This window comes from Streptomyces sp. NPDC030143 (genome assembly GCF_055573695.1).
The window spans coordinates 1-26,106 of sequence record NZ_JBVIAY010000045.1 but is presented as its reverse complement, the minus strand read 5'-3'; the positions used below and the strand labels follow the sequence as shown (position 1 = coordinate 26,106).

Here is a 26,106-nt window from a genome sequence, read left to right as displayed (position 1 = left end):
CGCGGCACGGTCGCCCTTGGCCACCAACCGGACGAGACGCTCCTCGTCCAGCTCACCCGGTGCCTTCCCGACTGATCTCACACCCTCTAGACGGCAGGCCCCGACGCCAAGGTTTTGTCTTTGGCGTGACCCCCGTCACACACAGGTGTCCGCGGAAACCCGGCCCGCCGGCAGGGTCAACGAGGCGGGCGGACCTGACCGTTCTCCCAGGCCCAGGCGGCGACCTCGACCCGGTTGCGCACACCGAGTTTGCTGTGGATGTTCGTCAGGTGCGTCTTGACCGTGGACAGGGACAGGCACAACTCCGTCCGGATCTCCTCGTTGGTGCGGCCGACCGCCACCAGCCGCGCGACATCGAGCTCACGGTCGGTCAGAGGGTGGGACCGTGCGGCATCGTCCTGTGAAGGCAGCTGTCGGTCTTCCAGTTGCCGCAGCAGGGGCAGGGTCACAGCGGGCGAGACCAGCGCGTCCCCGCGTGCCGCGGCCCGCACGGCCTCGATGAGCAGCGCGGACCCGGCGTCCTTGAGCAGGAATCCGCAGGCACCGTTGCGCAGCGCGGTGCGGACGTAGTCGTCCTGGTTGAAGGTGGTCACCACGACGACCCGCATCGGGTCCACCGCCGCTGGTCCGGCCAGCGCCCGGACGACCTCCAGGCCGTCCAGCTTCGGCATCCGGATGTCGACCAGGCAGACGTCCGGGCGCAGCCGACGGGCCATCTCCACGCACTCGGCTCCGTCCGCGGCCTCACCTACGACCTCGATGCCGGGATGGGCGTTCAGGATGAGACGGAATCCGGTACGGACCAGTTCCTGGTCGTCGGCTATCAGGACCCGGGTCGCGGAGGCGCTCACGCCGGTGATCTTGTCACAGCGGCGACCAGCACCGGGAACTCGGCGCACACCCGCCAGCCGCCGTCCGCCGTCCCCGCCGCCTGCAGCGCACCGTCGACCGCCTCGACCCGTTCACGCAGGCCGACGATGCCGAAACCGCCGCGCCCCCCGGCCGGTACTGTGCGCCGTTCTTGCGGGGCGGAGTTGACCACCTCCACCAGCAGCCGCTCCCCCTCGGCCTCGACCCGGACGGTGACCCCGGCACCGGGAGCATGCCGGCGTACGTTCGTCAGCGCCTCCTGGACGACTCGCTGCACGGACGTCTCGACCTCCGGTGCGAGCTTCACCGTGCGGGCCGCCGCAGCGAACCGCAGACTCGCCTCCTGCCCACCGCCCGAGGAGAAGTCCGAGACCAGCGTGGCGAGTTGGGCGAAGAGCTCGCCGGGCCGCAGGGTGCGGCTGTCGTCCTCGCGCAGGACGCGCACCAGTCGGCGCATCGAGTCCAGGGTCTCGACCCCGGCTTTGCGGATGTCCTCCAGGATGGGTTCGACCTGGTCGGGAGAGACCTGCAACACCGTGCGGGCGGCGTCGGTCTGGACCACGATCCCGGTCACATGGTGGGCGACGAAGTCGTGCAGGTCCCGCGCCAGTTCCATCCGCTCGCCCTGGCGCACGGCGGCGATCGTACGGGCTCGGCGGGCGTCCAGGGAGCGCAGATAGCAGCCGAGCGCGACCGCAGCCCCGACGGCGAACGTGAACAGGAAAGCGCAGATGCTCGCCCAGAACAGGCTGCCCCACAACCGGTAGGGAACGGCGATCACGGCGACGCCGAGAGACACGGCCAGCGCCACCGCGGCAGCCGGTGGCGTCGTCGAACGGCAGGTCTTAGACAGCATGCCCAGCAGGCAGACGAGTTCCAGGAAACTCCAGCCCTCCGGAGGCACATGACTCGCCACGGCGAACTCGGTGAGGGCCAGCGAGAGCAGGGCGGCGAGCCCCGCCGTGTACTCCCTGCGCAGCCGGCGCGAGGGTATGAGCAGAAGGAAGGCCGCGACGGGCCCGGAGCACAGGTACACGGCACCGCGGAAAGGGCCGTACTCCAGCAAGAACAGACCGTCGAGCAGCCACAGCAGGACGAGAGCCGCGTACATCGACAACGTGATGACGGGCTTGGCCGGTTCCCGGTGCCGGGCGGAGCGACGTCGTACACGGCGGGCTGCTTCGATGATCACGGACGGAAGGTTACGGAAGAACGGCCGAGCGACGGGTCGGCCGAATGACCGAGGTGCAGTGATCGAAATCGGTTACTCGGCCGAGGGGCGAACAGGCCATCCGGCGAAATCGTCGAGCGATGCAGATGTTCACCATGTTCCAGGGCCTCATCGCCACCCTCGCCGGACTGTGCCTCCTCGTCGCCGGCGCGGCCTCCGTCATGTACGCCCTCTACGGGACGGGGCCGGAGGAACCGGTCCTCGAGCGCGGCGGCACGACGCCGGAACCGCTCGTACGCATGCGCCGAAGTGACGCCACTTTCCCGGGGCAGTGCTGACCGAGCCGGCCGTGCAAGCGAACAGAGACCTCGTGGTGATCTCCCTCGACCGGGAGCGCAGTGCCCCCCTGCTGAGAGAGGTGCGCAGGACACAGCTGCTGCCACCGGTGGTCCACCCCTGGGGGAAGCTGCAGGCTTACGGAGAACTCCTGTTCCGGCGACGGCGCCCGCTGGCGGTTCTGGACGTGCCGGACGAGGGATGCGCGCAGGAACTCGGGCAGCGCGTCGGTGTTCTGCGGCGGCTCGCGCCCGTGACCGTCCTCGCGCCCGAAGGCACCTCATCCACGGCGCTGTTCGCAGCGGGTGCCACCAACGTCCTGGACCGCGGCCTGCCGATCGATGAACTGGCTGCCCGGCTGAGGGCGGATCAGCGGTGGCTCGCCAGGGACGGAGCGCATGCGTCCCGGTCTCAGAAGCGAGTCCCACTGCCGTCTCCCCTGTGGCCGCAGCAGACTTCGCAGCGGGTCCTTCTGCGGCTCATGCTCACCGACCCCGGCCCTTGGTGCTGCCACGACCTGACCTGTCTGCTGGGCTCCACCGAGCAGCCGTTGACCAGGCCCGCCCTTCGTGCACGCATGGCGAGGCTGGACGCTCACCTCGGCCGTCTCGGACTGGCCCTGCGCCGGACCGGCGGCTGGGGACGCTTCGCCTACACGGTCGTCCCCTGAACCGAGCTCAGCCCTGCTGCTCCCCTCTGGCATGCTCTATGAACGTGCAACCTTTGAAGGCTGAAGACCCCACCCAGATTGGCTCATTCCGGCTCCTCGGCAGACTGGGGTCCGGCGGCATGGGCCGCGTCTACCTCGCCCGGTCGGCCGGCGGACGGACCGTCGCGGTCAAGGTCGTGCACGCCGAGCTCGCCGCCCAGGACCAGTTCCGGCGCCGCTTCGCGCGCGAGGTGGCCGTGCTGGAACGGGTCGGCGGCGTCGGCACCGCACCGGTGCTCGACGCGGACAGCGACGCCGAGTCCCCCTGGGTTGCCATCGGGTACGTCGCCGGGCCCGCCCTGCGGACGGTGGTGGCCGAGGAGTACGGGCCGCTGCCCCCGGCGTCCGTACGGTCCCTGGCCGTCGGGCTCGCCCAGGCCCTGGCGCACATCCACGCCGCCGGGCTGGTCCACCGGGACCTCAAGCCGTCGAACATCCTGCTCACCGTCGACGGCCCCCGCGTCATCGACTTCGGCATAGCCCGAGCCGTCGACACCGTCACCGACGGCGGGCTGACCAGCACCGGCGCGCTCGTCGGATCCCCCGGCTTCATGTCACCCGAGCAGGTGCGGGGCGAGCGTCTGACGCCCGCGTCGGACATCTTCTGCCTCGGCTCGGTCCTGGCCTACGCGGCGACCGGTCGCTCCCCGTTCGGATCCGCTGAGAGCGGCGTCCACGCCACCATGTACCGCATCGCCCACGACGAGCCCGACCTCGCCGGACTCCCGGACGAGCTCGCCGACCTGGTGCGCGCCTGCCTCCACAAGGACCCGGCCGCCCGCCCCACCGCGGCGCGGCTCGCCGCCACCGTCCAGGCCACCGACCCGTGGCTCCCCGCCGGGCTGCTCGCCGGCCTCGGGCGGCACGCCGCCCGGCTCCTCGACGAGGAGGGCGACCCCACCCCCGTACCGACACCCGTACCCGCGCCCTCGCGCAGAAGGAAACGCCCGCGGCCCACCAGACGCCCGCTGCTCATGGGCGTGGGCTCCACCGTCGCCCTCACCCTCGCCGGGGGCCTCATCTACGTCCTCGATCCCGGCAAGCGCACGACCACGAGCACCGCGTACGAGATCCCCGCCGCCTTCCAGGGCGCCTGGGAAGGCATCGTCACGGGCACGCAGGAAGTCCCGTCCGAGACCGCCCGCATCGAGATCACTGACGGCAAGCCGGGCGACAAGGCGGCCACCTACGTCACGGTCACGGGCGAACGGCTCTGCATGGGGCGCTCGACGCTCGTCTCGGCGAACGAGGACAAGGTCGTGTTCGGCGAGAGCGACGTGACGACCAGCGTGCCCGCCAAACAGTGCACCCCGGCCGCGCACCAGACGCTGACCATGCGCTCGCCCGACGTCCTGCAGTGGAAGTCAGGGGCGGCCACGGCCACCTTCCGGAAGGTGAAGGCGGCACCGGAGATCGTGCCGGCGAAGATGGTGGGCCGCTGGCAGCAGGCCCCCAACCCCGAATTGCCGCAGGACCAGCAGGACCTGTGGTCGACCCGGATCACCATCACCCAGGGCCCGATCGGCGCCTCGCTCGTCCATATCGCGGAGAGCTACCCGAAGACGGACGAGGAGACCGGCGAAGAGACCGGCGGCACCAACAACTGCGCGAGCACCGCCGTCGTCGGTGGCGCCGGCAACCTGCTGATCATCGGCCCGCCGACACCCGCCACGGCCGCGGGCGCCTGGGAGCCCGGCTGCATCGAATGGGGCTCGTCGCAGAGCCTGCGCGTCGAACGCGTCAACGGCGAGGACCGGCTGCTGATGTACGGCATGATCGCGGAGGGCGAGCCTGGCGAGTACGTCAAGGTGGAGTGACGGCCCTGTCAGTCAGCACCCTTCCCACAGAACTCGGCCCCACCGAGCCGAAGCTCAGTGGGGCCGAGTTCAGAGCCGTCGCAACCACGGAACGCGAGCGATTCGCCGATTGTTTCAGTCGTCGCTGAAACGCCACTTCGAGGCAGGGTGCCCCATCGGAGTCGGGGTAGTGACCACCTGGTCACCACCCGCCGCCCAGTGGAAGAGCCAACGGACAGTTGCCACGTTCACCACCGACCCGTCCGAGCGGAAATCCCACATCTGATAGCGACCGCCGTTGCATTCCATCCAGTAGACGTCGCCGGCGCTGTTGCTGTCGAGGCACTGGTTGGTGTAGGCCCTGACAATGTTGTTACCCCGCCGGTCCCACTGCTGGTCATTGCCCCAACGGCAGAACTCGGCGTGCACTTTGCCGCCGTCAGCGGCAGTCAGACACCAGCCGCTGTTCACATTCCTGACCCACGTGTTCTCGTCAGCGCTCGCGCTGGTTGCCGTTCCTCCCACCAGAAATGCCGTCGCAACTGCTGCCGAAGCGGCCCGGGCTACCCACTTGTGCTTGTTGTTCATTCTTCCTCGAGTCGTGTTTCAGTCGAGAGGGACGACGTGAAGCGTCCCTCCAGACGTGAGGTGCGTACTCGATGATCATGGTGTAGGTAGTTGAGGAATTCGCTGCGGAGCGTAGGCACGTGCGGAAGTCGTTATAGAGAGATGCCGGCGGGACCCCACTAATCCCGGGAACTCAGTGATCCTGGAAATGTGACATACGGCGGTGCCGACCGGTGTGGGCCAGCCGCGTTCCCGGTCGCCGTCCGAACGGTTTCCGTGCCGTGCGGGCGAGCGATGGAGGGACCACCATGCGCAGCTGCAGGGTGTCGTCGCGCAGGAGGTTGCTCGGCGGGAGCGGTGGAGTTGGTGCGCTGCCACGCCGCCAGCGCCGCGAGCGGGGCAGGCGCCAGTGGAAATGGGCGGCGAGCAGACGGAAGGCGATTACGGCGAGGACGGTGGCGGTCCCCGTGAAGGAGTTGAGTGCGCCTGCGGTGTGGAGTACGGACGTGGTCACCGCGCCGGTTATGGCAGGGACGGCGTACAGATCGTTGTCCCATCGCATGGAAGACGGCAGTTCGCCGGCGATCACGCTGGCGATGACTCCTCCGCCGATGGCGGTGCTGACTCCCAGGGCGGCTGACGGAAAAATGCCCATGCCGTGTTCGAGGGCTTTGAGTGTGCCGGTGACGCTGAAGAGGCCGAGACCGAGGGCGTCCAGCAGCTCGAAGACGTAGGGCTCCCGCTCGTTGGGCCTGCTGAGGTAGGCGAGCAGTGCCGCGGCGAGAGGCGGGAGTGGATAGCCGGGGTCGGTGAACGCGATGGGTTTGACGTCGAGGACGAGGTCACGCACCAGGCCGCCGCCCAGCCTGACGGCTTCCGCGGCGACGACTGCCCCGATGAAGGAGAAGTCCTTGCGTACCGGCAGGCCACCAGGGCTCGGTGTGTGCAGCAAGCCGTTCAAGAAGTCGGCCATCTGCGCCGAGTTCACCCGTCACTCCATCGGTACCGGGTCCACCCCCTCGCCCTGCGCATGGCGAGCGCGGGTGTGGCCGTGCTCCCTCATCACCCCGGCCACCGAGAATCCCCCGGCGCACCCTTGAAAGTTAGAGGGTCACCCTGAATATCAAGTCCATTAGCATGGGCGCCGTTGGATCCAGCCGAATGCAGGATCCAGTCAAGGGGGGGGAACCGCGCGTCAGTAGGTCGGCTGTGCCTTCACGTGGTCGGCCTTCCCCTCCGCCAAGTCGTACGGCGACAGGTCCTCTGGGACCGGCTCGTCGTACCAGTCATCCTTGATGCCGGCCTCCTCAAGGACGTCGAATCCGAGCCCGCTTACCTCTTCCGCTCAACAGTCCTGCAAGCCGCGCACAGGTTTTTTCAATCGTGCGTGGCTACCTGGTGTCAACCGGGCGAGGAAAACTAATCGGCCGAGCAATCCGGCCCTGAACCGATCACCCAGTACACACTGGTTCACTACCGGAGCCGTGCAATTCACGGCCGAACAAGAAGGGGCAACAATGCGCACCTTAGCAATAGCCATCTCACTTGGAATGGCTGTCGCGTTCACGGGGGTCCCCGCGACCACGGCGAGTGCCTACGACAACTCTGACCTGTCGGTCCTGAGCTGGGAATACAACACCAGCGACTGCCCTTGCTCGAACAGCAGCGGCCTCGACTACACCAGCTTCAAGGAGGACGCGGGCGGCGAGGCTCTGAAGCTGGTCGTGGAGAACAACGGCACTGCCGTGGCGCAGGTCGAGTTCCACCCGTCGGACGAGGTGCTGTACGTCTACGACGGCAAGAACGACGGCGACACGATCTACGTCCGGGCGCAATGGTGGGAGGGCCTCAAGAAGGAGGCGACCTACTGGGCGCCTGGGACGTCCAAGGAACTCGATATGAACAGGATTGAAATGGGAGAAGACGACGACCTCGATGAGGGTGATTCCGTGTACTTCAGGCTCTACGACGACAAGGCTCTGACCGACCCGATCACCGACTGGTACGACTACGTCGCGCATGCCTGACGGCCTGATGCATGGGGGTGGTTGGCGACGACAACCACCCCCACTGGACGTTCCCGCGCTTGTCACCAAGGCCCTCCACGGCACTGCCTGCCTGAGAGGGCGTTACCTGACTTCGACTCGTCAAGGTGAGGCTGGGCCGTCGAGGGTGGCCAAGACCTTCTCCTCACTGTCCGGCGGCACGCTCTGCGCCAGCATCGACGGCGGCCGCACCTTCACCACGCTCAAGACGGTGCAGTCCGCCTCCGCCCTCGGCTTCGGCAAGGCCAAGCCGGGCGCCTCCTACCAGGCCCTGTACCTGATCGGTACCGTCAAGGACGTCACCGGAGTCTTCCGCTCCACCGACAAGGGCGCCACCTGGCTCCGCGTCAACGACAAGGCCCACCAGTGGGGCGCCATCGGCGGCGTCGGCGTCATCACCGGCGACCCCGACACCTACGGCCGCGTCTACGTCGGCACCAACGGACGCGGCCTGCAGTACGGCGACCCGCCCTGACACCGACGCGGGGGCCAAGTGCACGACCCTTGCCTGGTGGCGGTCGTCCACGTACGACTGACGAACCCACGTCCCGCACGTACTACGACACATGCCGGCTCCCCTGGAAAGACCTACGCCCCCAGAGAGGCCCCCCGTTCAGCTGGACTTTCGGTTATATAGGATCACTTATGCTCACCCGGACAGCGGTAATGTCGTCGCGGAGGCTTGGCGCCATGGGTCTGGATCTGAACCTGCTGGTGCCCTTGGACGCCGTGCTGCAGGAGCGCAGTGTGACGCGGGCCGCCCAGCGGCTCGGTCTGAGCCAGCCCACCGTCAGTGCCGCACTGGCCCGGCTGCGCCGCCACTTCGGCGACGAGCTGCTCACCCGCGTGGGCAACCAGTACGAACTCACCCCGCTGGCCGAGCGCCTGGCCCCGCACGCCAGACGGACCCTCGACTCGGCCAACCGGGTCTTCGGCACCCGCCCCGACTTCGACCCCGCCATCGCCGAGCGCGAGTTCACCCTGATCGTGACCGACGTCCAGCTCGCCACCTTCGGGCGCATCCTGACCACCCTGGTTCACGAGGCGGCGCCGGGGGTGAAGTTGCGGTTCCAGCACAACAGCCCGCACCTCGTCCGCGGCGCCCAGGAGCACCTGCGCAACGTCGACGGCATGGTGCTGCCGCAGGGCCTGCTGGCGAACGTCCCCGGCATCGATCTGTACGAGGACCGCTGGGTGTGCGTCATGGCGCACGGCACCGTCACCTCCGCTCCGCCGACTCCGGAGGAACTTGCCACCCGCCCCTGGATACTCCCCTATTACCTCCCGTCGTGCGGCTTCTCGCCCCTGCACGGGCTGCATGCCCACGGCATCGAACCGCGGGTCGAGGTCGCCATCGAGAACTTCCTCACCATGCCGTACCTGATCGCCGGAACCGACCGGGTCGGCGTGGTCCCCGAAAGCGCCACCCGACTGTTTCCCTCCGACAGCGGCACGGTCGTGGTCGAACTGCCTTTCGGCGGAGGCCGGTTGCTGTATTCCCTGTGGTGGCACCCCCTGCATGAACGCGACCCGGCACACCTCTGGTTGCGCAGGACCGCGGTCGAGGCCGGTCGAATGGTCGCCGCGAGCACGGCGCAGACCGGACCCACCGGCACACCGCACACCTGATCACACCCCTCGGAAACCGACCTCCGCAGCGGTATTGATCCCATCTATGCCCGTCATCGGCGATTTCGCGTTCCCAAAGCAGACAGCGGCAGCCAGAGTTGATCACGCCCAGAACGACTGAGCTTGTCACCCCCACCTTTCGTTTCTCGGAGTTCAACAGTGATACCCAGCGCGTTGCAGACGCCACGGGCAGGACATGTTTCACCCGCGAAGGCGTCGGCCTGCGCCAGGATGCTGGACGAGGTCGTGCGGCGAGGCACGTTCGCCGGCCTCACGGTGGGCGTGATGCCCGGCACCATGGCGGCTCTTCCGGCCGTGGTCGCGCGTAGGGCGGCCATGGCGGACACCAGCGCCAGGTCCATCGCCTCGGGCGTCCGGGTCGTTCCCGGAATCGACGCCGGCATCGGCTCCGACAAACCTCACGGTGTCTACCCCACACCCTGACCCCTTTCGCCGAGTTGGGCATGTCGCACCGTGACGTACTGCGGTCCGCGCCCAGCGAGGCAGCCGACGTGGTCGGCCGGACCGGACACAAGGGCGCCCGGCGCCCCGGTTCCGACGCCGACCTCCTCGCGCTCGGCAGCTCCCCGACCGACGCCGTCTCCGCGGTCACCGACATCCGTACGGTGTACCGGACAGGCCACGGGGCCCGCTGAGCCAACCCCCCTCCCACAGAACAAGAGAGAGCACACGCAACTGATGCGTACGCACAAGGCACCCCACCTCGCCGCCGCCGCCTTGGCGGTCGTGCTTGCCACGCCCGGCGTGGCCGCCGCCTGCCCGTGGAACGGAGGCGACAACAGCACGTACTACATCTCGATCGGCGACTCGATAGCCGCCGGCTACCAGCCGGACGTGAACCGGGACACGGACGTCGCCTACTCCGACCAGCTCTACGCCCAGCTCAAGCAGTACCAGCCGGGACTGAAGCACATCCGCCTCGGCTGCGACGGCGAGACCACCGCATCGCTGATCAAGGGCGGCACCTGCTCCTACCCGAACGCCCAGTCCCAGCTGGACGCCGCCCTGAAGGCCATGGCCCAGTACAAGGGCAAGGTCGCCTACGTCACCGTCGGCATCGGCGCCAACGACATCCTGGAGTGCGTCAACAAGACCACCGGCGCATTCGACCAGGCCTGCGTCAACCGCGCCACCCAGGCCATCCCCCAGAACGTCGCCCAGATCACCGGCGCACTGCGCGCGGCCGGGACCCCGAACACCAAGTTCGCGGGCATGACGTACTACAACCCGTTCCTGGGGCAGTGGCTCAACGGCCAGGGCGGGCAGGAGACCGCCAAGGGCTCGGTCTCCCTGGTCGACGCCGAGAACGCGGCCCTGTCGCAGGTGTACTCCCGCGCCGGCTTCAAGGTCGCCGACGTGGCCGGAGCCTTCGGCTCGAACGACTTCACCCCCGTCAACGTGCCCGGTTACGGCCAGGTGCCCTCGAACGTGGCCAAGGTCTGCCAGCTGACCTGGGCCTGCACCAAGCAGGACCCCCACCCGAACGCCTCCGGCCACACGGTGATCGCCGGCACCTTCGCGGCGGTCCTGCGGCAGGGTTAGGCATCCCGGCCGTGACGACAGGGAGGCATGTGCCCACCTTCGGGTGGGGCACATGCCTCCCGCCGTCCCTGAGGAACGAAACCTGCGCAAGCAGCCCGATGCGTTGCCGCATCCTCTTCCGGGTCGACCGCGGCGGCACTGTGATGATCGGCGGGCCGGTCGCACCGTAGGCCTGGCACGCGGGTGCAGTGCGGCTGGATGTGGGTAACCACCCATCCTCCCGTGCCTCTGTGCAAGCTTCGGGCCCGTACCCCCCACCAGCAGTTCCAGACGAGGGGGGCCGTGCCGGACACGTGCCAGACCGTACGGGGAACCGAACCCTGGCGCGTGTCCTGCGGCAGGCCGGATACACGGTCGAGCGGGCGTACGGCCGGGCCACCCTGAGCGCTGCGGCTTCCGACGTCGTGCTGCTCGATCTGGGGCGGCCCCTCCTGCGCCGCAGCGCCGGGGTGCGGGCAACCACGGTCAACAACGGTGCGATCCGACCCGCCGAGTGTCACAGCCCCCGGGCCGTCCGCAGCCGAGCCCGAGCAGGCCGCCCGCGACACCGCGAGCGGCCTGCTGCTTGAGTTCGATCTACTGACTGCCGGTCAGCTCTCTTCGCCCCTGCGCCTGCGCGCGAAGTAGACCGCGGCGGCGCCGACCGCCACGACCGCGAGACCGGCACCCGCGAGGACGGGAGTGCTGCTCGACGCGCCGGTCTCGGCGAGATCTCCGTTCGTGGTCGGGTCGTTCGCCCCCGTGCCCGTGCCGGGCACGGGCGTAGCCGGCTCGCTGGGGGTCGGGGTCGGGGTCGGGGTCGGGGTCGGGGACGTGTCCTCGCCGGGGGTCTCGTTCTTGGCGAGCATCGCCGCGAAGGCGCCTGCGATCACTTTGTGGCCGTCGGCGTTGGGGTGCGGGTCCTTCTTCGTGCACGCCCAGGTCAGCTGGCAGATCTTGGCGACGTTCGCCGGCACCTCGCCAGCGCCGGGCACGCTCACCTGGGTGGTGAAGTCATCCGAGGAGAAGGCCCCGGCCACGTCCGCCACCTTGAAGCCGGTGGAGTTGTACACCTGGGTGATCCCCGCGTTGGCGGCCTTGACCAGGGGGGCCGACTCCTTGGCGGCCTGCTGCCCCGCGGCGCCCTGCAGCCAGGCCCCCAGGAACGGGTTGTGGTACGTCGAGCCCACGAACTGGGTGTCCTTCGCGCCCGCCTTGCGGAGCGCGCCCGCGATCTGGGCGAGGTTCTTCGCCATGGTCTGGCTCGCGCCGTTCAGGCACGCCCCGTCGAGGGTGCCGGCCGGGCTGGCGCAGTTGAGGAGGATGTCGTTCGCGCCCACGCTGAGGGTCACGTAGGCGACCTTGCCCTTGTGCTGGGCCATGGCCTGCAGGGCGGCGTCCAGTTGGGACTTGGCGTTCGGGTAGTCGCACTTTCCGCCGTTGATCAGAGACTCGGTGGTCTCAGCGGTGCAGCCGAGGCGTATGTGCTCCAGTCCGGGGGTGCGCTGCTTGAGCTGCGCGTAGAGCTGGTCGGTGTAGGCGACGCCGGTGTCCTTGTCCACGTCCGGCTGGTAGCCGGTGGTCAGGGAGTCGCCGAGCGAGATGTAGTACGTGGCGTCCTTGCCGTTGGTCGCCTCGTCGGCGGTGGCCAGCCCGGGCGTGCTCAGCACGATCGTCATGGCTGAGAGGGCCAAATGGGGGCCGAAACGCTGAAGGGATCTCATCACTTACGTGCTTTCCAGTTGCTGGGGGGAGTTGGGTGCCGAAAGGCATTGGCCTGGGACGTGGCTGCATGCAGCGGATCTCAGCCGCAGCGGTTTCCGGGCACCCGAAGAAGGCCTTGGTGAAGGCACAGGGGGATTTCTGCCTCCGTGACGCTGCGGGATCTGCCCGCCTTCGCTTCGGAGACGCGGGTGTCAATCTAGCAAGGCTGACAGCGAATTGGATATGGGGGGCGACGACGTAACGATCACATCGATACGTATAACCACCAGAAGAGCTCGAGCGGTCGGGAATTGCTCACCGGACTCGCTGGTAGCCATTCGTTGAGTGATCAACCGGGTGGCAACTCGCCTCGCGGGCAGGCCACCCACCTGCACGAGCTGAGCCGCTCCGGGATCAGTGGATGCGCTACAGGGTAAGTCCAACTGCCGGTTTAAGGCTGGTGTTGAGCGTAGCGGTTGACCCCTTGTTCGACGGGCCGAATGACACGATCTCAGAATGCAGACGCTGGAGGTAATCCGGTCCATCCATTCCGCGGATTTGAACAGCCCACGGCAGTTCGGCTGGACCTCGAACACTCTCTTGAACTCGCCGATGAACGCTACGAGCGTCCTGGTAACCGGTCGAGCCCGGCCGCGAGGAAAGCCGACGCCGCCTTCACGGCCGGACAGCCGCCGTCCGACCGGGAGGTCCTTCCCGAAGACAGTGACTTCGGCGGTGGCTCCCAAGGGCACCCGCTGTCCGGCCGGAGTGGCCGTGGCGGTGTGCTCGGGCTTGGTGCCCTCGCCGATCAGCCAGGTGCGCAGGGTGTACGTCTGGCTGGTCGCGTCCTGCGGCAGGGCGTACTCATTGACGAAACGGCCTAAGGGCTGTCCCGCAAGTGATCGAACCATCAGGTGGTCGTCGACGCCGACACCCGGCTGGTGGTCGTGATCGGCCGGCCACTGCCGGGCAACCGCAACGACTGCCGTGCCTGGGCCGAGTCCGGCGCGAAGGACGCCGTCGGGAAGACCGTAACGATCGCCGACGGCGGCTACCGCGGAACGGGACTGGTCATCCCTCACCGCCGCAGCGCGGACGAAGAACTCCCCGACTGGAAGCAGGCGCACAACAAAAGCCACAAACAGGTCCGGGCCCCGCGTCGAGCACGTATTCGCCCGCATGAAGACCTGGAAGATCTTGCGTGACTGCCGTCTCCGCGGCGACGGCGTGCACCACGCGATGCGCGGCATCGCCCGCCTGCACAACCTCAACGTCACCGGATAGGCGAACGAGCCGGCCCACGGCCGGTCCCGGGGTCACTTCATCTGCCGGCGGGCTTGTTTCACCTCGCCGTCGATGGCCCAGGCGTCGGCCACCGGTCCGAGGTGGCCGAGCTTGTCGGGGTTGATCACCGAGCGGATGGTCTGGATCTGCCCGTCGAGCACGTCGAGGGCCAGGGCATGGAGGACCCTGCCGTCCCTGTCCCGGAAAATGGCGCCGGGCTGGCCGTTGACCTCGTGCGGCTCGAACGTCACGTCGATCCGGGCCAGCAGCGGGAAAACGGAGGCCAGCAGCCGGGCCACGTTCTCGGCGCCGATGACGGCCCTGGCCAGCTGCGGGGCCTTGCCGCCGCCGTCCCCGACCATCTGCACGTCGGCGGCCAGCAGATCCCGCAGACCGGCGACATCGCCTTCGCGGAGGGCGTCGAAGAACCGCGTCGCCAGCTCCTGCCGCTCCTGACGGTCCGCTTCGAACCGCGGCCGCCCGGCCTCCATGTGCCGCCGCGCCCGTACCAGCAGCTGCCGGCACGCCGCCTCCGAACGCCCCACCGCCGAGGCGACGTCGTCGAACCCGAAACCGAACACCTCCCGCAGCACGAACACCGACCGCTCCAGCGGGCTCAGCCGCTCCAGAAGCAGCAGCGCCGCCATCGACACCGAGTCGGCCAGCTCCGCCGAGCGCGCCGGATCCTGATACGGATCACTCAGCAGTGGCTCGGGGAACCACGGGCCCACGTACTCCTCCCGCCGCACCCGCGCGGAGCGCAGCACGTCGATCGAGATCCGCGTCACCGTGGCGGACAGAAACGCCTTGACCGACGTGGGAAGGGTCGTCGAGCCATCGAAGCGCAGCCATGTCTCCTGCACCGCGTCCTCGGCCTCGCTCACGCTGCCCAGAATCCGGTAAGCGATCGAGAAAAGCAGTGGCCGCAGCTCCTCGAACTCGTCGACCTTGTTCACGCCGCGTCCCCCTTGAGGTCTTCCCGCCCGGCCGCATCTCCCGGCGCGGGCCAGTTCTGGTGATCCTGCGGTCCGTCAGCGGGGCTGTGCAACGCCCCCGCGCCCGGGGTGACAGTGCCCCGGGCGGCTCATCGATGGCCAGATCAGTGGAACTGCCCGACCTCGTAGTCGCCGGCCGGCTGCTGGGCGATGATGTTCAGCCGGTTCGCCGTGTTCATGAAAGAGACCAGGACCGCCAGGGCGGTGAGCTGCTCCTCGTCGTAGTGCTTCGCGGCACGCGCCCAGACCTCGTCGCTGACCCCGCCGGCGGCGTCCGCGACCCGGGTCCCCTGCTCCGCCAGCTCCAGCGCGGCACGCTCGGCCTCTGTGAAGACCGTGGCCTCTCGCCACGCCGACACCAGGTTCAGCCGCACCGAGTTCTCGCCGGCCGCGGCGGCCTCCTTGGTGTGCATGTCGATGCAGACGGCGCAGCCGTTGATCTGGCTCACGCGCAGGGCCACGAGTTCCTGTGTCGCGGCCGCCAGCGGCGAGTCCTTGAGCGTCTTGCCCGCCGACATGAGGTGCTTGAGGGCTTTTGCGGCGGTCGGGCTGGCGAAGTAGTTCAGTCGCGCGTCCATGGTGTGCTCCTCCGTGCTCGTCGGTGGCTACACCCCCTGGGACGAGACAGCCCAACGCCCTGTGACACGGACGCGTGTGATCCACGTCTCCCCGAAATCGGATGTTCGGAGATGTCACATGCGGGGGCGCTGTCTCGTCCCAGGGGAGGCAGGTAATCCTCGATCAAGGAGCTGCTGTGAACCTCGCACTCTGGATCATCGCCGGACTGATGGCCGCCGTCTGCCTGACCGGCAGCTCCAAAATGTTCGTGCCCAAGGAGAAGCTGGCCGCCATGGGCGGCACCGCCACCCGATGGGTCGAGGACTTCAGCCCCGGTGCCCTCAAAATCATCGGCGCCATCGAGCTCCTGGCCGCGGCGGGCCTGATCCTGCCCGCCGCGCTCGACATCGCACCGGTCCTGGTACCGCTGGCCGCCACCGGACTGGTGCTGCTGTTCGCCGGCGCGCTGACCATGCGCCTCCGCCGTGGCGAGAGAGTCACGATCGCGGGCGACCTGGTCTACCTCGCCCTGGCCCTCTTCCTGGCGTGGGGCCGTTTCGGCCCCGAGTCCTTCACCGGCTGACCACCCAGGTCGGCGTGAGCCGGTTGCCGAAGGCGCGCGGGCCCACCACGGTGCACGGACTCCAGCACGGCTCCGGTGCCGTGATCACACCAAGCACAATCCGAGATGTCGCAATCAAGATCACTTGCGGGACAGCCCTCAGTGGGAGAACGAGAAGTACAGGGTTCGACCGTAGTCGCCCGTCGCCGTGGTGGGGCCGCCGCTGGGGCCGAGCGAGGCCGGTGGGTCGAACTTGGTGCCGATCGCCGGGATGGCGTCGAGGAAGGAGAGATCGCCCTGCGGGAAGGGCGGCGCGGTGTGGCGGGGGTCGGGTCCGAACCGGGGGGTGAAGAGGCGCAGGTAGAGGTCGTCGTCCTCGCCGACCACGGTGAGTCGTCCGGCGGTGGTGTGCAGGGACGCCCAGCGGACGCCCGCGTGGTAGCCCTTGAACTCCGGGTACACCCAGCCGTCGGCACCCGTCGCGGTGTCGTTGTGCTGCTTCGTCCAGACGTCCGTCGCGACGCCGCGCAGCCGGTTCTTCCACACCCTGTGGGGTCCGTGGCCGAGCCAGGTCACGCCGGTCACCTGCGATTCGGGGTGGTCGAAGCCGACGCCGAAGAAGTCGTGCTCGCCGGTGAGGTGGTAGCGGTAGTCCACCTGCAGCCAGCCGCTGGGGTGCAGTTGCCACCGGACGTGGCGCAGGACGCCGGAGTACTCGGCCTCCACCGTGTAGCCGTTGCCGTCGGGCCCGTGCGTCAGGCGGGTGAGGTCGGCCGTTCCGGTGGTGGGCAGCGGGCCGCGGGACAGCGCGAAGTCCCTCCCCCGGTGGGTGACGCCGGCCAGCAGGCCCGTCGTGGCGTCGAGCGTGACCGTGGTGTGGCGGGATGCGAGGGTGAGCGCGTTGTCCTGGAGGGAGCCACGTACGGCTGGTCCCGGGCCCGTCCGTACCAGCCGTAGGGCCTGGTCGGCGGCGGATGTGATGGTCCATGTCCAGCTGCGGATCTCGCGGCCGTCGGCATCGGTGACGGTGAGCGCCATGGCGTCGGCGCGTCGCCAGCCGGACGGCAGGGGCAGGCGCACCACTCCTTGCGCGCCGGGCTCGATGTCCGGAGCGGAGGCGGTGCCCTGGGCGCGCACGGTGTGGCCGTCCCGCCGCTGCGACGGGGTGCGGAAGTCCAGGAGCCGCCAAGTGAACCGGCAGGTGCGGGTGTTGGTGAAGGCGTAGTGGTTGGTGAGGCCGATCCGCCCGTCGAAGTCGTCCGGCAGGCCGGCGGCGAACCGCTCCGGCTCGGCGAGCTGTACGGGAGACCAGATGTCCTTGATCGTGTAGAAGCTGGCCTCCTTCTCGCGGAAGGGGCCGAGGATGCCGTCGGGTGCGGCGTTGCCCGCCACATCGATGGCGCCGCCGAGGTCGTCCCGCACGATGCCCTCGTCGATCAGTGACCACAGGAAGCCTCCGGCGGAGAGCCGTTCACGGCCCATCAGCTTCCAGTAGTCGTCGAGCCCCGCCCCGGCGCCGCCGTCGTAGAGGCCGTGGAGGAACTCGGTGGGCATGAAGACGTCGCGCTGTTCCTGGAGGATGCGGCGCGTGCTGTCGTACGCCTCGTAGTGGTCGGTGTTGATGCCGCCGAAGTTCGCCCAGGGGTGGAGAACGGTGCGCTGCTGGGGGTCGTGGCGGGCGTAGTCGCCGTCGAGGGCGGTGTTCCAGCCGCCTTCGTTGCCGTTGCACCAGAAGAGGATCGACGGGTGGTTGACATCACGGGTGACCATCTCGGCGACGAGTGGCCTGCCCGCCGCTTCGTCATAGGACTTCTGCCAGCCGGCCAGTTCGTCGAGCACGTACAGCCCGAGTTCGTCGGCGAGGTCGAGGAAGTGCGCATCCGGCGGGTAGTGGGACATCCGGACCGCGTTCATGTTCATCTCCCGCATCAGGAGGATGTCCTTGCGGCTGATGCGGGCGCTGGTCGCCCGGCCGGACGTGGGCCAGATGGTGTGCCGGTTGGCTCCCTTGAGGAGGATCTTGACGCCGTTGACGTACACGCCGTCGCCGGGGCGCACCTCGACGGTGCGGAAGCCGAACCTCTCGTCGACGCGGTGGACGGTGCGGCGGTCGCCGTCGCGGAGCGCGACCTCGACGCGGTAGAGGTGCGGGGTCTCAGCGGTCCACTGGCGGGGGGAGTCGACAGTGGTCCTGAGGGTCACCGTCGTGTCGCCGGGAGCGACGGCCGCGGTGAACGGGGCGCCGACCGGGCGCCCGGAGAGGTCGGTGACCCGGGCGACGAGACGGTCGGCGGAACCGGTACCCGACAGATGGGCGTCGATCCGCAGCGTGCCGTCGGCACGGGCGTCCACGGCGATGCGTTCGATGTGCTGAAGCGGGAACGCCTCGAGGTGAACGGGGCGGTAGATGCCACCGAAGTTCCAGTAGTCGCCCAGGCGTTCGGCCCGGTTGACGGAGTCGTCGGTGGACTCCTTGCTGACCGTCACCTCCAGGAGGTTGTCCTGCCCCGGACGCAGCTTTCCGGTCACCTCGTGCCGGAACCGGTAGAAGCCGCCGCGGTGGACGGGCCCTGCCGACCCGCCGTTGATCCACGCCTCGGTCTCGGTCATCGACCCTTCGAAGACGAGGAAGACACGTCTGTCACGCCAGTGGGCGGGCGGCGTGAAGGTGTGCCGGTAGCGGCCCTTCTCCTCCGGGCGCAGATTCCACCCGTAGTTGTAGGTGCCGTATCCGTGGAACTCCCAGTTGGACGGAACCGGGATGCTGCCCCAACCGCCGCTGCGCCGCCCGCTGGTGCACAGGAAGTCCCAGTCGACCGGGTGGTCGGCGTCCTGTCCGGACAGGTACAGGCGCTCGGTGCGCGCGGAGGCGTCCACTGCGTCGGCCGTCCCGGCCTCGGCAGCCCGGGCCGAGCCCGCGGGCAGGCCACCGGCGATGGCCGCGCCGGCGGCGCCGAGGATCAGAACGCCACGACGTGACATCTGCATGAGATCTCCAGGCTTCAGTGGACCATCAGGGAGGCGCGGCGAGGACGTGTGGGGTAGTCGGCGGGCCCGGTCGGCACACGGTTGTCGAAGCGCTTCCGCGCCAACGCCGCAGATCAGTGGGGGTCTTGGGGAGCGACGACGACCTTAGGAGTCGAATGAATCGAACACAAGAGGGCAGCAGATGCTCCGGGCGTCAGCAGGTGGCCGCCCTTGCGGTCGGCGTTGTTGACGACCGCGCCTCCGGAGGGACCGCAGCGCGAAGGCAGTCATCCCGGAGAAGAAGGACCAGGCCGCCGACCGCAGGAAGAGAGGCAGCCGGGGCGGGCGGCCCGTCAGCCACGACACCGACCTCCACAGGGAGCGACCTGCCCGACAGTCAGAACCCGCCTCAGCGGTGCCGGGATGCTCACGCTCTGACGTCGGCACGGCAAGAGCGCCTCAGGCGGTGGCGCGGATGCCGTGCGTCGTCAGGTCGGCCGCGTGCAGGCCGCAGAACAAGTTCCCGGCCCGCGGCAACCTTGTGAAGGGTCGGTGACCACAAGGGGTTGGATCCGGTCACCGCGGTGCCCGGATTCTCCTTCCTGGTGAACGGTATGCAAGGAGAACGCCCCCCATGAAAAACCCCACGAGCGGCTCGCGCCGCGGTCGGCACCGCCGCCGCTGGACCGCCACCGGTCTGCTGCTCGGTGTCCCCGCCGTCGTCGTGCCGTATCTGCTGTTCGCGCAGGAGGAGTCGCAGGCAGCGACGGTCGACGGCAATGCCTACTACCGGCTGGTTTCCGTGCAGAGCGGCAAGGTGCTGGACGTCAACGGCTTCTCCACCGCCGACGGCACCCGTATCCAGCAGTGGACCGACCAGAACACCGCCAACCAGCAGTGGAAGCTGAGGTCCGTCGGTGACGGCTACTACGAGCTGGTGAACCGCAACAGCGGCAAGGTCCTGGGCATAGCGGGCGACTCGACCGCTCAGGGGGCCGCCGCCGAGCAGCAGACCGACAGTTCCGCCACCTCGCAGGAGTGGCGGATCGACGATGTGAGCGGCTCCGACGTCGTCACCCTCACCTCCCGCAGGAGCGGCCAGGTCCTGGACGTCTCCGGAGGCTCCACTGCCGAGGGCGCGGCGCTCATCCAGTATCCGAGCCGGGGCAGTGCCAACCAGCAGTGGAAGCTGGTGAAGACGGGCGAGGCCCAGGCGGCCGGTACCGCCAGTGCGCAGACCACGGCCGCGGCGGGACCGTACAGGTGGAAGAACGCCCAGGTGGTGGGCGGCGGTTACGTCACCGGGCTGGTGTTCAATCAGAAGGAGAAGGGCCTGCTGTACGCGCGCACCGACATGGGCGGCGCCTACCGCTGGGACACCGCGGCCGAGCAGTGGATCCCGCTGACCGACTGGATCGGCGAGAAGGACTGGAACCTCCTGGGCATCGACTCGGTGGCCACCGACCCCGTCGACCCCAAGCGGCTCTACCTCGGGGCGGGCACCTACACCAACGACTGGGCGGGCAACGGTGCGATCCTGCGCTCCACCGACCGGGGCCGCACCTTCCAGCGCACCGATCTGCCCTTCAAGCTGGGCGGCAACGAGGACGGCCGCGGCGCGGGTGAACGGCTCGTCGTGGACCCCGCGGACAACGGCACCCTGCTGCTGGGCACCCGCAAGAACGGCCTGTGGCGCAGCACCGACCACGGTGTGACATGGCGCCAGGTCTCCTCGTTCCCCGTCAAGGACGGAGCGAGCAGCGGCGGGGGCATCTCCTTCGTGACGTACGGCCCGGCCGGCAGCAAGACGGTCTACGTCGGCGTCAACGACAAGTCCACCTCCCTGTACCGCTCCACCGACGGCGGCAGCACCTGGCAGGCCGTCTCCGGGCAGCCCACCGGCCAGCTGCCACAGCACGGCGTCCTCTCCGGTGACGGCTCGCTGTACCTGACGTACACCAACAACCTCGGGCCCAACGGCGTGACGGCGGGCTCGGTGTGGAAGTACACGCCGGCCCGCGGGGCGTGGAAGAACGTCTCCCCGTCCAGTGGCAGCTACGGGTTCTCCGGTCTGGCCGTCGACCCGCGCAAGCCGTCCACGGTGATGGTCACCACCCTCGGCCGCTGGTGGCCCGAGGACGAGATCTACCGGACCACCGACGGCGGCGCCAGCTGGAAGGCACTGGCCGACAAGTCGGTGCGCAGCGCCTCCGCCGCTCCTTACGTCGGCACCCACACCGGGCACTGGATGACCGCCCTGGCCATCGATCCCTTCGACTCCGGGCACGTGCTGTACGGCACCGGCAACGGCATCCTGCGCAGCAAGAACGCCAACGCCTCCGACAGCGGCGGCACCAGCCAGTGGAGCATGGGCGCCCGGGGGCTGGAGGAGACCGCCCTGCTGGACGCGATCGCCCCGCCCGGCGGCGCCACCGTCATCACCTCCATGGGCGACCAGGGCGGCTTCCGGCACGACTCCCTGACCAAGGTGCCCTCCGGTCGGCTGGCGAACCCGATGATGACCAACAGCACCGACATCGACTTCGCCCAGTCCAAGCCCACGATGATGGTCCGCGTCGGCCGCGGCGGCACGCAGGACGGCGCATACTCCACCGACGGCGGCAGCAAGTGGACCGGCTTCAAGGCAGAGCCGGTGGCCGATGCCCAGGACGGTCATGTCGCGCTCTCGGCGGACGGCTCCACCATCGTCTGGACCCAGGCCGGCCAGGCCCCGTACCGCTCGGCCGACAAGGGGGCGAGCTGGTCCAGGGTCAGCGGCCTGGGCACCGGCGCCGTGGTCGTCGCGGACCGCTCCTCGGCCAGGACCTTCTACTCCCTGTCCGGCGGCACGCTCTACGCCAGCACCGACGGCGGCGCGACCTTCACCGCCCGCGCCACGGGCCTGCCCGACGGCCGGCTCACGGCCGTCCCCGGCATCGCCGGTGACCTGTGGATCGCCGGCCACGGCAAGGGACTGCTGCACTCCACCGACGGTGGCCGCACCTTCACCACGCTGAAGACGGTGCAGTCCGCCTCCGCCCTCGGCTTCGGCAAGGCCAAGCCGGGCGCCTCCTACCAGGCCCTGTACCTGATCGGTACCGTCAAGGACGTCACCGGAGTCTTCCGCTCCACCGACAAGGGCGCCACCTGGCTCCGCGTCAACGACAAGGCCCACCAGTGGGGCGCCATCGGCGGCGTCGGCGTCATCACCGGCGACCCCGACACCTACGGCCGCGTCTACGTCGGCACCAACGGACGCGGCCTGCAGTACGGCGACCCGTCCTGACCCCGACACCCGACGGGGCCGCAGGCACGACCGCCCGCGGCCCCGCCATGGCCGGGGAACCTCGGCGGGGTCGCGTCGCCGAGCCCGTCGGCTGTCAGTTCTCCGACCAGCGCCTCCGAGGTGCGCAGGCACGCGCTGAAACGGACTTCACCCGGGCTCTGTACACGCACGAAAGGCGTTCCCCCGCTGGACATGTGGGCGCGCGGTCGATGACCTGCGGCGTCGCCCGACCCTGGCCCAGCTCGGCATCGGACAGAGGCCTGCGGTCGGGGCCGATGTTCGTCGCCCGACCCTTGCCCAGCTCGGCGTCGGACAGCGGCCTGCGGTCGGGGCCGATGGACTTGTGCAGAGGGTCCTCGTAGAGGAACGGCACGCCGCCGCGTGGACCTACCGTCGCGGTCCCGCGACGGCGTAGGCCGTGGTGCCGGCGACCGCGAGGACGAGGGCCGTCCAGGTCCCCGCCGTCGTGCCGGGCGGCAGCAGCATCCAGGTCGCCACCTGCATCGGCGTATCCGTCGGGGGCGGGGCGAAGAGCGAGAACGCCAGCCAGGAGATCGGCAGCGTCCACGCGTACTGCGCCCCGAACACCGTCGCCCCCACGGCGACCAGCCCCATCAGCCCCGCGCTGTCGCGGACGACGAACGCGGTGGCGGCCAGGTCCTCGCCCATGGTCTGCACCGCCAGCAGCACCGCGCCGACGACCGTGCCGATGAGCAGCACGTGCGCCGCCCTGCGGAACACCCAGCGGATCGCGGCCGTCCGGTCCAGCGCGGTGTCCTGTCCGCCGAGCCCGATCGAGGCCGCGGTCGCCCCTGCGGCGAGGACGAGCGCGGACAGCCGCGGATCGCCGGGCCCGCCGCTGCCGTCCGGGGCAAGCGCCCACACCATCAGCGCGCCGATCACCACCGCGGCGAGCGAAGCGGGCACCTGCCGCGAGCGCGCGTACAACGTCAGCCACCTCACCGGGACGCACCGCCGTTCAGCGCGTCGGAAGCGTCGCCCTTGCAGGAGAGCGCGGCGGCGCGCATCGCGTTGATCCGGGAGAGCTGCTCGGCTCGCGGCAGCGACCTGAGCTCTCTCCACACCGGGCGGGCCTCGGCGTCGACCATGTGGCGCAAACTCGCCGACCCCGCGGGCAGTGACCTGAGATCTCCGAGGACCCAGCCCACCGCGACGGTCTGCGGGACTTCGTCTTTCCCGAAGCTGCTCCAGCCCACGGGGGTGCACCCCGGCACCATGCCCTTGGCGATCAGGGCCCAGGTCAGCTCCTCGCCCTTCGCGGCGGCGATGATGTCGTCGTCGAAGTCGAAGAGCACGGTCTTGCGGGACCACTGCGGCGTGGAGCCCTCCCGCGGTACGGCGGTGTTCTCCCGGACCGAGACCGGCGCCTGGCCGCCCAGGGCGCCGTGCAGCAGGCGCAGCGCCTCCTTACCGGGACCCGCCAGGTCGGCGAGTCGTGCCTGGTGCGTCTTCGTCACGCACACCGGGCCGTCGCACACCAACTCCGCCGCGCCCTCGTCGACGACATGGATCCGGCGCGGGTCGGAGGGGAGGACGAGCAGGGCGAGCGCCGCGCCCGCCAGGACGGGCGTCAGGGCGATCAGCCGGACGCGCGGGGTCGCGGCGACCAGCAGCGCGAAGCCGGTCGCGGCCGTGCCCAGCTGCCAGATCGTCTGCCCGAGGTGCACGGGGACGGAGAGCGTGACGAGCACGTTGCGCACCTCTTGCACCGCCGGTGACAGCAACGAGACCTGGTTCGGCTCCGTGCCCGACGACATGTGTACGAGGGTCGTGAACACGAGGGCGCCCACGGCCAGCGCGGGCGGGATGAGCGGGGACGGCAGGGCCCGCCCGACTCCCATGCCCAGCATGGCCCCCGCGACGAGCGAGAGTGCCCCCACCAGCGAGATCGGCAGCCACCCGAGGTGCGCGTACTCGGTGTTGGCGAGCACCTGGACCGCGCCCACGAGGACGAGGAGCGCAAAGGCCGAGACCAGGGTGATCGCCGTCGTGCCCGCCAGCGTGGCCGCGCGGTGCCAGGCGGGCCGCGGTGTGGTCGTCAGCAGCTCGGACATCTTCGAGCGGTGGTCGCGCAGGCCCTGCAGCGCCCCGAGCCCCACAGCCAGCGGCCACAGGAAGAACAGAAGGCTGCGGGTCGTCAGGGCCATGGACGTCCACTGGACCGTCCATGCCGTGGTACCCCTCCAGAAGGCGGCGTCCACCAGGTACAGGAACGCCAGCGCGGACACCAGGACCACGGCTCCGGCCCACGGGGCGACGGAGCGCCTCAGCTCGATGCGCAGGACACGGAAGTTCACCAGTTGCCCTTTCCCTGCGCGGGGTTGGCCAGCAGCGCCGAGTAGCCGCGCTCCAGCGGGCTGTCGCCCACGTGCTCGGGGTCGCCCGCCGCTGCCAGGTCGTCCGGGGTGCCCTGGAAGACCAGCCGGCCATCGGCGAGAAGCACCACGTCGGTGCAGGCGGCGGCGACGTCCTCCACCAGATGGGTCGAGACGAGCACGCAGGTGTCCTGGCCCAGCTCCTGCAGCAGTTCGCGGAACCGCAGCCGCTGTGCCGGGTCCAGGCCGACCGTCGGCTCGTCCAGCAGCAGGATCGCCGGGTCGTTGACGATGGCCTGGGCGATGCCGACCCGCCGCACCATGCCGCCCGACAGTGCCTTCATCTTCTCGTCGGCGCGGTCCGCCAAGCCGACCCGCTCCACGGCGCGTTGCACCGCCGCCGGGATGTCCGCCTTGGGAACCTCCTTCAGCCACGCCATGTACTCGACGAACTCGCGCACCGTGAAGCGCTTGTAGTAGCCGAACTCCTGCGGCAGATAGCCGATCCGGCGGCGCACCGCACGGTGCTCGCCCAGGCCGCCCACAGACTCGCCGAGCAGCTCCAGGGTGCCGTCGGCGGGGCGCAGCACGGTGGCCAGCGCCCGGATGAGCGTGGTCTTGCCCGCCCCGTTGGGTCCGAGGAGACCGTGGACGCCGGTGCCGAGCGACAGGTCGAGCCCGTCGACGGCCATCCGTTTCCTGGCGACCCTGACCTTCAGCCCGGTGGCCTGGATCTGCCAGGCGTAGGCCGTCGGTGCGATGTCGGCCCCGCTCGTCGCTCGGGTCATGCGGAGTTCCCTTCCGGTGGTCATCGATGGGCTCCCAGCAGGGAGTAGGAGCCTCTGCGGGCGATCACGACACCGATGCCGAGAGCGAGGACCAGCCCCCATACGGGCAGACCGTCCGTCCGCAGGGCGAAGGCCGTACGGTGGGTGGCCAGCGTGGGCGCCAGGATCACGGCGGCCCACACGGCCGCCAGCGCGACGGCGGCACGGGTCACCCCGACGACACCGCCGAGCGCCAGGGTCGTCGAGGTGAAGGCCAGACAGGGCAGCAGCCACTGCGCGGCCGTCACTCCTGTCGCCCATCCGGCCACCAGCAGCGCGGGGACGACCACGGCGAGCACGGAGGCGGTGCGCCGCAGCACCAGGTGGAGCCCGGACCTGGGCACGGAGGCCGTCAGCTCGTACGCCGGGTCGAGACCGCGCGACCACGACGCCGCGACGCCGAGCACGGGCAGGACCGGGGCGAGGAGCAGCACCACCGACACCTCGCCCGAGCCGGGGCCGGTTGCGACCAGGTCGAGCAGGAGCGCGACCAGTGCCACGCTCGCGACCATGGCCAGCCACGGCACCATCGTGGGCGTCGTCCACCGCGACAGCGGCGCCGACCAGCGCCGCCTGCGGGGACTCGTGGCGGCGGTGACCAGCTGCGGCTCGAGGCCGGACCACACCGTGTCGACCAGCGCCGCCACGGCGGGCGCCTGGGCCGTGACGGCGGCCGACAGCCGATCACGGCAGACCCCGCACGTCTCCATGTGGGCCTCCAGCGCCCACACCTCGTCGGCGGCGATGTCCGTGTCGCCGCGCGCGTAACCGTCGATGATCCGCATCGACGCGTGTTCCACGCTCATGCCAGCGCCTTCCGCATCGCGATCCTGGCCCGGCGGGCCCTGGTCTTGACCGTGCCCTCGGGCAGCCCGAGCAGTACGGCGGTCTCCCGGACGGACATCCCGTCGAGCACCATGGC

23 protein-coding genes and 3 pseudogenes are annotated in these 26,106 nt (G+C 69.7%); 13 read left to right on the top strand and 13 right to left on the bottom strand.

From position 1 onward, the window contains the following. Positions 1-176: 176 nt before the first annotated feature. Positions 177-851, bottom strand: a complete 675-nt coding sequence (locus ACZ4YY_RS36580) for a response regulator (RefSeq protein ID WP_468299599.1) — start codon at positions 849-851, stop codon at positions 177-179. Further along, a complete protein-coding gene (locus tag ACZ4YY_RS36575; RefSeq protein WP_468299598.1) occupies positions 848-2,062 on the bottom strand; it encodes a sensor histidine kinase in 1,215 nt (404 codons plus the stop codon). Before ACZ4YY_RS36575 ends, ACZ4YY_RS36580 begins: the two co-directional genes overlap by 4 nt. 119 nt (positions 2,063-2,181) lie before the next feature. Between ACZ4YY_RS36575 and ACZ4YY_RS36570 the strand changes: the two genes are divergently transcribed. The 3 genes from ACZ4YY_RS36570 (at position 2,182) to ACZ4YY_RS36560 (ending at position 4,903) form a co-directional block, all read left to right on the top strand. Then, positions 2,182-2,379 carry a hypothetical protein gene (locus ACZ4YY_RS36570; RefSeq protein WP_468299596.1) on the top strand — a complete coding sequence of 66 codons (198 nt, stop codon included), beginning with the start codon at positions 2,182-2,184 and terminating at the stop codon, positions 2,377-2,379. Positions 2,380-2,390: 11 nt separating this feature from the next. Continuing rightward, positions 2,391-3,047 carry a hypothetical protein gene (locus ACZ4YY_RS36565; RefSeq protein WP_468299595.1) on the top strand — a complete coding sequence of 219 codons (657 nt, stop codon included), beginning with the start codon at positions 2,391-2,393 and terminating at the stop codon, positions 3,045-3,047. A 119-nt stretch (positions 3,048-3,166) separates the two neighbouring features. Next, on the top strand, positions 3,167-4,903 hold the full coding sequence (locus tag ACZ4YY_RS36560; RefSeq protein ID WP_468299593.1) for a serine/threonine-protein kinase: 1,737 nt from the start codon (positions 3,167-3,169) through the stop codon (positions 4,901-4,903). A 114-nt stretch (positions 4,904-5,017) separates the two neighbouring features. On the opposite strand, the gene ACZ4YY_RS36555 is transcribed toward ACZ4YY_RS36560, so the two are convergent. Next, entirely contained in the window at positions 5,018-5,470 is a 453-nt protein-coding gene (locus ACZ4YY_RS36555; RefSeq protein WP_468299591.1) for an RICIN domain-containing protein, read from the bottom strand. A 172-nt stretch (positions 5,471-5,642) separates the two neighbouring features. Further along, positions 5,643-6,437, bottom strand: coding sequence for a trimeric intracellular cation channel family protein (locus ACZ4YY_RS36550; RefSeq protein ID WP_468299590.1), 795 nt, complete (start codon positions 6,435-6,437; stop codon positions 5,643-5,645). 529 nt (positions 6,438-6,966) lie between these two features. Between ACZ4YY_RS36550 and ACZ4YY_RS36545 the strand changes: the two genes are divergently transcribed. From ACZ4YY_RS36545 to ACZ4YY_RS36520, 6 genes and pseudogenes are all read left to right on the top strand, one after another. Next, positions 6,967-7,476 carry a hypothetical protein gene (locus ACZ4YY_RS36545; RefSeq protein ID WP_468299589.1) on the top strand — a complete coding sequence of 170 codons (510 nt, stop codon included), beginning with the start codon at positions 6,967-6,969 and terminating at the stop codon, positions 7,474-7,476. Between the two features lie 187 nt (positions 7,477-7,663). Continuing rightward, a pseudogene (locus ACZ4YY_RS36540) lies at positions 7,664-7,969 on the top strand (carbohydrate-binding protein); the annotation flags it as partial. Positions 7,970-8,184: 215 nt separating this feature from the next. Next, on the top strand, positions 8,185-9,123 hold the full coding sequence (locus ACZ4YY_RS36535; protein WP_468299587.1) for a LysR family transcriptional regulator: 939 nt from the start codon (positions 8,185-8,187) through the stop codon (positions 9,121-9,123). 231 nt (positions 9,124-9,354) lie between these two features. After that, positions 9,355-9,567, top strand: a complete 213-nt coding sequence (locus ACZ4YY_RS36530) for a hypothetical protein (protein WP_468299585.1) — start codon at positions 9,355-9,357, stop codon at positions 9,565-9,567. A gap of 20 nt (positions 9,568-9,587) precedes the next feature. Next, positions 9,588-9,779, top strand: a complete 192-nt coding sequence (locus ACZ4YY_RS36525) for a hypothetical protein (RefSeq protein ID WP_468299583.1) — start codon at positions 9,588-9,590, stop codon at positions 9,777-9,779. A gap of 43 nt (positions 9,780-9,822) precedes the next feature. Continuing rightward, positions 9,823-10,686, top strand: a complete 864-nt coding sequence (locus ACZ4YY_RS36520; RefSeq protein ID WP_468299581.1) for an SGNH/GDSL hydrolase family protein — start codon at positions 9,823-9,825, stop codon at positions 10,684-10,686. 590 nt (positions 10,687-11,276) lie between these two features. On the opposite strand, the gene ACZ4YY_RS36515 is transcribed toward ACZ4YY_RS36520, so the two are convergent. Further along, complete coding sequence (locus ACZ4YY_RS36515) at positions 11,277-12,344, bottom strand: SGNH/GDSL hydrolase family protein (RefSeq protein ID WP_468299579.1); 1,068 nt, start codon at positions 12,342-12,344, stop codon at positions 11,277-11,279. Positions 12,345-13,271: 927 nt separating this feature from the next. Between ACZ4YY_RS36515 and ACZ4YY_RS36510 the strand changes: the two are divergent. Beyond that, a pseudogene (locus ACZ4YY_RS36510) lies at positions 13,272-13,653 on the top strand (transposase family protein); the annotation flags it as partial. A 32-nt stretch (positions 13,654-13,685) separates the two neighbouring features. On the opposite strand, the gene ACZ4YY_RS36505 reads toward ACZ4YY_RS36510, so the two are convergent. Together ACZ4YY_RS36505 and ACZ4YY_RS36500 are read right to left on the bottom strand one after the other, a co-directional pair. Continuing rightward, positions 13,686-14,609, bottom strand: coding sequence for an RNA polymerase sigma-70 factor (locus tag ACZ4YY_RS36505; RefSeq protein WP_067436625.1), 924 nt, complete (start codon positions 14,607-14,609; stop codon positions 13,686-13,688). Between the two features lie 143 nt (positions 14,610-14,752). Further along, on the bottom strand, positions 14,753-15,226 hold the full coding sequence (locus ACZ4YY_RS36500) for a carboxymuconolactone decarboxylase family protein (protein ID WP_468299577.1): 474 nt from the start codon (positions 15,224-15,226) through the stop codon (positions 14,753-14,755). Positions 15,227-15,402: 176 nt separating this feature from the next. Between ACZ4YY_RS36500 and ACZ4YY_RS36495 the strand changes: the two genes are divergently transcribed. Next, entirely contained in the window at positions 15,403-15,789 is a 387-nt protein-coding gene (locus ACZ4YY_RS36495; RefSeq protein WP_389967868.1) for a DoxX family protein, read from the top strand. Positions 15,790-15,927: 138 nt separating this feature from the next. Here ACZ4YY_RS36495 and ACZ4YY_RS36490 read toward each other — a convergent pair whose 3' ends face one another. Next, positions 15,928-18,756, bottom strand: coding sequence for a glycoside hydrolase family 2 TIM barrel-domain containing protein (locus tag ACZ4YY_RS36490; RefSeq protein ID WP_468299575.1), 2,829 nt, complete (start codon positions 18,754-18,756; stop codon positions 15,928-15,930). Between the two features lie 229 nt (positions 18,757-18,985). Here ACZ4YY_RS36490 and ACZ4YY_RS36485 point away from each other — a divergent pair. Both ACZ4YY_RS36485 and ACZ4YY_RS36480 read left to right on the top strand, forming a co-directional pair. Next, a pseudogene (locus ACZ4YY_RS36485) lies at positions 18,986-19,120 on the top strand (IS5/IS1182 family transposase); the annotation flags it as partial. A 249-nt stretch (positions 19,121-19,369) separates the two neighbouring features. Next, on the top strand, positions 19,370-22,021 hold the full coding sequence (locus tag ACZ4YY_RS36480; RefSeq protein ID WP_468299573.1) for an RICIN domain-containing protein: 2,652 nt from the start codon (positions 19,370-19,372) through the stop codon (positions 22,019-22,021). A 387-nt stretch (positions 22,022-22,408) separates the two neighbouring features. Here the strand turns inward: ACZ4YY_RS36480 and ACZ4YY_RS36475 are convergent, their stop codons facing one another. From ACZ4YY_RS36475 to ACZ4YY_RS36455, 5 genes are all read right to left on the bottom strand, one after another. After that, positions 22,409-22,984 (bottom strand): hypothetical protein, encoded by a 576-nt coding sequence (locus ACZ4YY_RS36475; protein WP_468299571.1) that lies wholly within the window; start codon positions 22,982-22,984, stop codon positions 22,409-22,411. Further along, positions 22,981-24,339 (bottom strand): hypothetical protein, encoded by a 1,359-nt coding sequence (locus ACZ4YY_RS36470; protein ID WP_468299569.1) that lies wholly within the window; start codon positions 24,337-24,339, stop codon positions 22,981-22,983. Before ACZ4YY_RS36470 ends, ACZ4YY_RS36475 begins: the two co-directional genes overlap by 4 nt. Then, positions 24,336-25,145 (bottom strand): ABC transporter ATP-binding protein, encoded by an 810-nt coding sequence (locus ACZ4YY_RS36465; protein WP_468299567.1) that lies wholly within the window; start codon positions 25,143-25,145, stop codon positions 24,336-24,338. Before ACZ4YY_RS36465 ends, ACZ4YY_RS36470 begins: the two co-directional genes overlap by 4 nt. Before the next feature lie 20 nt (positions 25,146-25,165). Further along, positions 25,166-25,990 (bottom strand): zf-HC2 domain-containing protein, encoded by an 825-nt coding sequence (locus ACZ4YY_RS36460; protein WP_468299565.1) that lies wholly within the window; start codon positions 25,988-25,990, stop codon positions 25,166-25,168. Then, on the bottom strand, positions 25,987-26,106 hold a 120-nt coding region (locus ACZ4YY_RS36455), incomplete at its 5' end, for a sigma factor-like helix-turn-helix DNA-binding protein (RefSeq protein ID WP_468290212.1). The genes ACZ4YY_RS36460 and ACZ4YY_RS36455, both read right to left, overlap by 4 nt.

What these genes read in the sequence shown, in the direction of transcription:
- ACZ4YY_RS36460 (WP_468299565.1), bottom strand. Translation starts at nt 25,990, where the DNA reads ATGAGCGTGGAACACGCGTCGATGCGGATCATCGACGGTTACGCGCGC.
- ACZ4YY_RS36555 (WP_468299591.1), bottom strand. Translation starts at nt 5,470, where the DNA reads ATGAACAACAAGCACAAGTGGGTAGCCCGGGCCGCTTCGGCAGCAGTT.
- ACZ4YY_RS36520 (WP_468299581.1), top strand. Translation starts at nt 9,823, where the DNA reads ATGCGTACGCACAAGGCACCCCACCTCGCCGCCGCCGCCTTGGCGGTC.
- ACZ4YY_RS36530 (WP_468299585.1), top strand. Translation starts at nt 9,355, where the DNA reads ATGCTGGACGAGGTCGTGCGGCGAGGCACGTTCGCCGGCCTCACGGTG.
- ACZ4YY_RS36525 (WP_468299583.1), top strand. Translation starts at nt 9,588, where the DNA reads ATGTCGCACCGTGACGTACTGCGGTCCGCGCCCAGCGAGGCAGCCGAC.
- ACZ4YY_RS36490 (WP_468299575.1), bottom strand. Translation starts at nt 18,756, where the DNA reads ATGCAGATGTCACGTCGTGGCGTTCTGATCCTCGGCGCCGCCGGCGCG.
- ACZ4YY_RS36480 (WP_468299573.1), top strand. Translation starts at nt 19,370, where the DNA reads ATGAAAAACCCCACGAGCGGCTCGCGCCGCGGTCGGCACCGCCGCCGC.
- ACZ4YY_RS36465 (WP_468299567.1), bottom strand. Translation starts at nt 25,145, where the DNA reads ATGACCCGAGCGACGAGCGGGGCCGACATCGCACCGACGGCCTACGCC.
- ACZ4YY_RS36500 (WP_468299577.1), bottom strand. Translation starts at nt 15,226, where the DNA reads ATGGACGCGCGACTGAACTACTTCGCCAGCCCGACCGCCGCAAAAGCC.
- ACZ4YY_RS36560 (WP_468299593.1), top strand. Translation starts at nt 3,167, where the DNA reads ATGGGCCGCGTCTACCTCGCCCGGTCGGCCGGCGGACGGACCGTCGCG.
- ACZ4YY_RS36570 (WP_468299596.1), top strand. Translation starts at nt 2,182, where the DNA reads ATGCAGATGTTCACCATGTTCCAGGGCCTCATCGCCACCCTCGCCGGA.
- ACZ4YY_RS36515 (WP_468299579.1), bottom strand. Translation starts at nt 12,344, where the DNA reads ATGACGATCGTGCTGAGCACGCCCGGGCTGGCCACCGCCGACGAGGCG.
- ACZ4YY_RS36535 (WP_468299587.1), top strand. Translation starts at nt 8,185, where the DNA reads ATGGGTCTGGATCTGAACCTGCTGGTGCCCTTGGACGCCGTGCTGCAG.
- ACZ4YY_RS36545 (WP_468299589.1), top strand. Translation starts at nt 6,967, where the DNA reads ATGCGCACCTTAGCAATAGCCATCTCACTTGGAATGGCTGTCGCGTTC.